At 65.6% G+C, this 5,423-nt stretch carries 1 protein-coding gene and 4 pseudogenes; 3 read left to right on the top strand and 2 right to left on the bottom strand.

Annotated features, from left to right (window positions below; all coding sequences use genetic code 11):
- Positions 1–377: 377 nt before the first annotated feature.
- Both ACGFYN_RS47705 and ACGFYN_RS47700 read left to right on the top strand, forming a co-directional pair.
- Positions 378–1,326, top strand: a pseudogene (locus tag ACGFYN_RS47705) (ISL3 family transposase); the annotation flags it as partial.
- 555 nt (positions 1,327–1,881) lie between these two features.
- Positions 1,882–2,027: pseudogene (locus ACGFYN_RS47700) on the top strand (IS256 family transposase); the annotation flags it as partial.
- A 124-nt stretch (positions 2,028–2,151) separates the two neighbouring features.
- Here the strand turns inward: ACGFYN_RS47700 and ACGFYN_RS47695 are convergent.
- Positions 2,152–2,721, bottom strand: a pseudogene (locus tag ACGFYN_RS47695) (transposase); the annotation flags it as partial.
- Positions 2,722–2,952: 231 nt separating this feature from the next.
- Here ACGFYN_RS47695 and ACGFYN_RS47690 point away from each other — a divergent pair.
- Positions 2,953–3,072: pseudogene (locus ACGFYN_RS47690) on the top strand (ATP-binding protein); the annotation flags it as partial.
- Positions 3,073–4,453: 1,381 nt separating this feature from the next.
- Here the strand turns inward: ACGFYN_RS47690 and ACGFYN_RS47685 are convergent.
- Positions 4,454–5,092, bottom strand: coding sequence for a hypothetical protein (locus tag ACGFYN_RS47685; RefSeq protein ID WP_393872220.1), 639 nt, complete (start codon positions 5,090–5,092; stop codon positions 4,454–4,456).
- Positions 5,093–5,423: the final 331 nt, after the last annotated feature.

Below are 5,423 nucleotides of genomic sequence, written 5' to 3'. Positions count from 1 at the left end.
GGAGGCGGATCGCGCACCGACCCGTTTCCGTTCGGCGCGTCCTTGTACCCCAGGTCTACGCGCCCACGACGGCCCCGGCATTAGGGACCCACCCCAAACAATCTTCCCCATCGCCTTCTTCGTGGAAGCGGGAAGGTGCCGGTCGTCGGCATCTGCGGGTGGTCGATGAATTCGCGCCGTTGATCGACGCGATGCCAGGTCCGAGCTCCTGCTCAAGTCGTTGGTAGTCCATGAGCGTCCGGTCCAGGAATACGTAGTCACCATCAACTACCAGCGGGACTATAAGAAGTACGGTCCTGTCTCACATTCGGTGGTGACGGAGAGTCGTGAGGGTCGCTGACACTCGTGTGGAGGATGTCAACGAGCTTGTGCAGACAGTGTTTTCGGGGCTGTACCCGCTGGTCATCGAGGATGTGGCCGGCGGGGGTGAACGGATCCTGGTGCAGGCGCGGACTCCGCGGGACGCCGCAGTGTGTCCGGTGTGCGTGGCGGCGTCGGAGCGGGTGCACAGCTATCAACTGCGGACGGTGGCTGACGCACCGGTCGACGGACGGCGGGTGGTGGTCCGTGTGCGGGTGCGTCGGTTGGTATGTCCCCCGCGCGGCTGCCGGCAGACCTTCCGCGAGCATGCCCGGAGTGCTGGAGCGATACCAGCGCCGCACAGCCCGCCTGACCAGGCAAGTCAAGGCCGTGGTCAAGGAGTTAGCGGGCCGGGCGGGAGCTCGTTTGCTGGCGACACTCGCGGCGGCCCTCTCGCGTCACACGGCCCTGCGCACCCTGCTGCGCATTCCGCTGCCCACCGCGCGGACACCGCGCGTGATTGGCGTCGACGACTTCGCTCTGCGCCAGCGGCACCGCTATGCCACCGTGGTGATCGACGCCGAAACCCATGAACGCATCGATGCGCTGCCCGACCCACCGCCGATACCCTGGAATCGTGGCGAGCATCCGGGCGTCGAGATCGTGTGCCGTGACGGCTCGGCCACCTACGCCGAGGCCATCCGCCGCGCCCTGCCCGGCGCGGCGCAGGTCGCGGACCGCTGGCATGTGTGGCACAACCTGTGCGAAGCCGCGCTGAGCGAGGTGAAGGCGCACAGCACGTGCTGGGCCGCAGTACTGGACGCACCCGTCTATGACGGGCCCCGCGCACAGACCACCCTGGAACGCCGGCACCAGGTCCACGCCCTGCTCGAGAAGGGTGTCGACTTGCTCGAATGCGCCCGCCGCCTGCAACTGGCCCTGAACACCGTCAAACGCTATGCCCGCGCCGACCGGCCCGAGCGCATGCTCCGCGTCCCCAAGTACCGCGCCAGCCTTGTCGATCCCTAATCCCTTGTTATGAGCGTTCCGGGAGAGCGGTGCTTCTCGGGATGTTCGAGTGCCGGATCGTGACATCTCAGGGCAGCCGGGCCGGTGACGCCTCAACGTAGACCGTGTGTGCGGTCCTGGCACTCGTGGTGGTGGCGGTCCTGTGGACGCCGGGCGGACGCCCAATTATTGCCGGGCCTCGACGCCCACTGGTAGATCGCGCGGCGTTCGCGCCCGCGAGACCGCCACCACTCAGCAGGTGAGTGTTGGCGTTCGTCGGCGCAGGGCGGATGCCTCGTTGATCCCTGGCCGGTATGCCTAGCGGTAGAGCGGCGGCGCCCAGGGCCGCCGGGCGTCAACACCAAGACCAAGCGGATCGCGCGCCAGATGCATAGACGAGCAGGCTTCACCCTGCTTCGCCACCCGATCCTCCTCGGATAGCAGAACGCCCCGTCACCACCGAATGTGAGACAGTGCCAAGAGTACGGTGCAACTCCCGATCGTGGAAGATGCACTGATGACGAGTAACGGCCGTCCTCTGGAAGCGAGTTCAGGACAGCCGCGCCGCAGCCGGTGAACGCGGCGGTGGATGACCAGCTGATCGAGGAGTTGGTGGGCCGGGCCCAGGCCGAGGGCCTGCAGCTGACCGGCGAGGGAGCCTGCTGCAGCAGCTCACCAAGCGACTCCTGGAGTCGGCTCTGGAGGGCGAGGTCACCAATCGTCGCACGACAACTCTTCCGACTGCTCGAATCCACCGCACCACGTCAGGACCCGGGGATTCGACAGCCAAGCGACCACACTCAACCCGAGGCGCCCACCGCCGGTCCCAATCCGCCCTCGCCGGCCAATGCAGGCAACAGCTTGGACGTTGATGATCCAGCCGCCCTCACGGACCTTCTGGGTGAGCGCGTTGACCCAGACGAACGCATACGGGCCGGGCGTCCAGCGGCCGGTTGCGGAACGCGGCGACCTCCTCGTCCAAGTGCTTGGCCATCACGCTCACCTGGGAATTCGACAGGCAGGTGACGCCGAGGCTCTCGACGAGCTTCTCGACTCGGCGGGGTGGAGACGCCCAACAGACACGCGGTCGCGACCACGCTGATGAGAGCCTGCTCAGCCCGCCGCCTGCGTTCCAGAAGCCAGTGCGGGAAGTAACTGCCCTGACACAGCTTGGGGATGGAGAGTTCGACCGTTCCCGCACCGGTGTCCCACTCGCGCGGGCGATAGCCGTTGCGGTGGTTGACGCGTTCGTCGCTGACCTGCCCGTATTTCGGCGTTGCAAAGGGCATCCGCCTCCGCGGACATGAGCGCGTTGGCGAACGACTTGACCATCGCACGCAGCAGATCCGGACTCGCCGCGGCAAGGTTGTCCTCCGCGAGGGCGTGCAGGGGCAGACTGTCTGGTGCGGTCATCGTGCTGATCTCCTTCGAGGCTTCGACACTTCGAAGATCAGCCGGGGGCCGTTCATCTATGCGGGCACCATCCCGGTGCCGGAGCAAACCCCCGGATCAGGTCGAACCCGTACACCACTTCCCTGGACGCAACCACACCCCAGGCGCCTGACCCAAAGATTCATGTCCCTCGAGGACTCATGAGGGACCTCCCCCGCCCCACTCCCACCCTTTACGGACCATAGGAACATCATTGCTGCCGCGCTCGCGGTTGCGGCCTGCCGGGCGGGCTACTCCATCTACTTCACCAACCTTGACGACATGGTCCACCAGCTCAACGCCGCGGAGGACCAGGGACAGTTGATGAGCAAGCACCATCTAGCGGCGGTGAATACAGCTACCACTTCAAATGCGCGCGGACATCAGAGCTGATTCATAGTCCTACTGATCGGCGTCAGCGACCGCCTACCGGTAGGCGGTCGATGCCCTGGCTCCCGCGCACCAACTTTGACTCAACCCTGCGTCCCACCTGACCCACCGATACACAGGAGGAGAGAAGTTCACCCACAGAAATGTTTCGACTCATCGCCTTACAGCCCGTTACCGGAGTCGGGGTCCAGCGCATCGCCCCGTTCCGCGAGAATCGACAAAGATCTGTCCTCTGCTACGGAGTAGTTCTCCTCGATCACCGACAGAAACAGAAGGTCCACGGTACGGCTGGGCGAGGCGCAATGAAACCCTGGAAGGGGACATCTTGAGCAGAGCGCCATGACGACTCCTGTAGGGCAAGGGCTATTCCCGACCACGGACGGCAGAATGTGCGTAACTCGGTGCTCAGGGCTCGCCGAGGAGAATTCGTTGCGTCGTCGGTAGGATGTGTAGGGATGCCTGTGACGGCTGAGCACCTGGTTCAGCAAGTTGGACAACGCTCTCGCGGACAGCGCTTCCTACCCACCACCTCAGGAAGCTGGCAGTACGCCCCCACACTCCCGGTTCTTCAGCGGCCGCAATGGCAGCCATGTCTTACTCGCCACCAGCGAACGTTCTGCCAAGGAGACAGCCTCCCAGCTTCTGGGGGGCTGCATGGTCCGGGCTGAGGAGATAACTGGCGGTGTCACAATCACAGATGTCCTTGCTGGGCGCGGCGTGTTGTGAAGATCTCGATACGGCGACGGATCTTCGAAAGACTCCAGACGCAGCGGAGCAGCACTCCAGCATGCATCTGTCACCGACGTATCGGTGTCCGGGATTCTGTGGCTAGTCTTCCGTCTTCTGCGGTGGATGTCTTTGGGAGGATCCCTAAGCAACACCCCTTAGATTTAGGGTCCATCTGATTGAACATCGAACGGTGGATCATGGTGGACTCACTGACCCGGAGCGGGACGGGTCTAGCTGACAGGGGCCGGACGGGGGTCTCCGGACGAGACCTGCTGGGGCCGTGGAAGACCGTGTGCACCCGCTACCAGAGCGCCTGCGCACCAAGACAAGGCTGGTCCACCCACACACCACACTGCCCATCACCATGCCTAGCCGCACGTGGCCCCGGCTCCTCCAACACACGAGGAGCGGGCGACTGCCTGTCAAACATGGCCAAACGCCTGCCGCGCAGGAGGGGCGTGAGCAGCGGCGGGCTGTAGGCCACCGAGTCTTTCTCCCCGGGCGGGCCGGTGCGCGGCCGGATTACGGATTACCACTCACCTTGTACGGCGGTGGCGGAGAGCGGGATGCAGGCCCTGCGTTCAGGAACTGGGCCTCACCTGCAGGTGTAGGGGAAGGTGACGGAGGCTGAGGTTGAGGTGGGGGTGAGGATCTCGAGGGTGGCGGTGGCCTGCATAGTGCCATGGCCCTGGAAAGTCCAGTTCAGCGGGAGTTCGGTCCTGTGGCGGCCCGCGGGCACGTGTTGGCTGATCACTCCGGAGTCGGTGCGGTCGCTGCGGCGCCAACGGTAGGTGACCTCGCTGGCGCCGCCATCGGTCTCCACCACACCGATGATGTGGGCCGTGCCGTTGCAATGGGGCCCGGCACCGTCGGTATGGACGCTCACCCCGGTGACGGCACCAGGCCGGGCGTCGCGCTGCCAGGCGAGGAAGGCAAATACCGAGAGCACGATCAACAGCAAGAGCAGCAGTCGCCGGCGTTTGCGCTTTTGCTGATTGGGCCGTGGTGGAGTGGGCGCGGTGCCGTGCCAGGTGGCTGCTGCCTGCGGGGGGATGTTGGAACCGTAACGGTGCAGGTCCTCCCTGGTTGCGGTGGGGGCCGACTGGCTGGACGTGGACCATACGTCGGGGTCGAGGAGGGTCGCGCTCTGGTAGTCCTCGGGCGGCGGTGTCGTTGCAGCCTGGGGCGACGTGATGGTTTCGGCTTCGGCGAGGGGGGGCACCGGAGCAGGCATCTGCCTGGGATCAAGCCGGGTCTCAGGAACGGGCGGATCCCTGGGTATGGGTCCTTGGGGGGGCAGGCGCAACGTCGGGTCGTGGAGGCCGGCCGCCTTCGATTCGGTCGGTTCCGGGGCGCCGTGGCCGGTCTGTGTGTCGTGGCGGAGGGTGCCGGCCGGTTGTGGCTGTGTGAGCCGGAGCGTGGCAGGGTCTTCGGGGTGGTCTCGGCGGTGGCGGCCCATCTGCGGTCCTGGTCTCAGCGCAGCGGGTTGCAGTCGAAAGCGGACACGCTGGCGGAGGTCTTCTGTCCGCGTTCTGCCGCCGGGAGGGTCACCGATGTGGCGGTGA

Origin of the sequence: Streptomyces sp. NPDC048419 (assembly GCF_043200415.1) — a bacterium.
Taxonomy (GTDB): Bacteria; Actinomycetota; Actinomycetes; order Streptomycetales; family Streptomycetaceae; genus Streptomyces.
This window is presented reverse-complemented; position numbering and strand designations above follow the sequence as displayed.